This is a genomic window from Acinetobacter sp. YH12218 (assembly GCF_013417925.1).
Lineage (GTDB): Bacteria > Pseudomonadota > Gammaproteobacteria > Pseudomonadales > Moraxellaceae > Acinetobacter > Acinetobacter amyesii.
The window spans coordinates 1-1594 of the sequence record NZ_VPDB01000158.1; the positions used below are offsets into that span (position 1 = coordinate 1).

At 35.4% G+C, this 1594-nt stretch carries 3 protein-coding genes; all 3 read left to right on the forward strand.

The window, feature by feature from the left end; translation table 11 throughout:
* Positions 1–284 precede the first annotated feature (284 nt).
* The 3 genes from FTV03_RS17665 (at position 285) to FTV03_RS17675 (ending at position 1495) form a co-directional block, all read left to right on the forward strand.
* Entirely contained in the window at positions 285–533 is a 249-nt protein-coding gene (locus tag FTV03_RS17665; RefSeq protein WP_218950681.1) for a glycine zipper domain-containing protein, read from the forward strand.
* A gap of 234 nt (positions 534–767) precedes the next feature.
* Positions 768–956, forward strand: coding sequence for a hypothetical protein (locus FTV03_RS17670; protein ID WP_180010237.1), 189 nt, complete (start codon positions 768–770; stop codon positions 954–956).
* Between the two features lie 350 nt (positions 957–1306).
* Positions 1307–1495: a hypothetical protein gene (locus tag FTV03_RS17675; RefSeq protein ID WP_180042404.1), complete on the forward strand. Its 189-nt coding sequence runs from the start codon at positions 1307–1309 to the stop codon at positions 1493–1495.
* Positions 1496–1594: the final 99 nt, after the last annotated feature.

The following is a 1594-nucleotide window of genomic DNA, read 5'->3' on the forward strand; positions in this document are numbered from 1 at the left end:
TGTACACAGTGCACTGGGTTATGTATCGCCTTTTGAGTTTGAAGCAATGTACTATGATAAGATTAACCCGTTAGGTCAGGTGGCCTAACTTAAATAAAAAAGTCTCCGACAAACCCGGTACGGTTCAAACAGCAAAATATTACATGTCTTACACAGGAGTGAATTCCACTTCGAGGGATTACAAACTGACCATCATTTATTACATGCTTTCTGTTTAAGCCAAGGCCACTACCGATTAGGCTAAAAGCTTCATTCTTCTAACGATCATGCTCGGGAGTAATGTCATGACTATTGAACCTCAAGCAACTTCTGCTGAAACCGAACTATCTACCAATACAACCCCTCAAACAACCGCCAACGAGTCGCAAACAGGGGAGAATAGCTTTCTCTCACGTTTTTCTCCGACCGTCAAAGGTGCTGCGATCGGCGCTGTTGCAGGCAGTATTTTGCCTGTTTTTGGTACGATTAGTGGTGCCATTATTGGTGGTATCGCAGGCAAAGTCTATGAAAAGAAATGTGCCAAACATTCATAGATTTTTCATCTATATCTGAGTGATACGCCGCTGTCACTCAGCCACTAAAAACTCTAGAGCAATAACTCTAATAGACTGTTTTATATAAATATTAAATCCTACCATTTATCTTGTGTTGCCGAATCGATCATTTTTAATTGATTATTTTTTGATATTATTTTCACATAAATTCAAGTGATTAATTTTCTCCCTGACTCAATTTTTGAGTTACTAATGATTGATAGGAATACACAAATGAACGCAATCAAATATGCTATGGCTGTTGCTGTGATGGCGCTTTCTGCAACTGTTTCTGCACAAATCGTTTATGTACCAGATTTTCCAGTAAAAAAAGCTGTGACTGCTGAAACTGCCAATGCAGATAACAAAGCACCTGCTGCAGATACAACTAAAGTTGTAACAAACACAGAAAAAAAAGCATAATTTTTAGCTGATTTTTCCATAAAAAACCGATGGCTCCCACCATCGGTTTTTTATTTTATGTGCCTTTACTTTGGGCTTTATTCTTTACTTAACATTAAAAATGAACATCTAAAAGCGCTCGATCGCTGATGATGACTTCAAAAAAATTGATCAAACCATACCGCTATATCTTTTGCAAAACCTATCTTTAAGCTAATGATTTGGTATTATTTTTAAACAAAATGCGCATTAATTGTCATATTTAACGCTTAATTTGTAGAAGCTGACATTTATTTCCATGTTTTTTTTAATGAAATCTCTATAATCAAATGAACTAATCGACTTCTTTATTTTTAAATTTACATTGTCCTATGCAAGAACTTCAGGCACTGATACAAGGAAAAATTTCACCGCAGGTCATAGATATTGAGCACCTGATTGAATTGGCCAATACATATCGAAACCCGAATTCGGCTGAATATAAATTAGTAGAACTTGCAACCAATATTGTATTGGCTAAATATTTAGAAAAAGCCTTTGTACACGACAAAAAAAGATAACTCATTGAAATAATGGCATAATACTTGTTTTCTGACGACGAATATGATGACACATTTCAATGAGTTACATCTCATCTTAAACAAATATCTAAAGTGGAA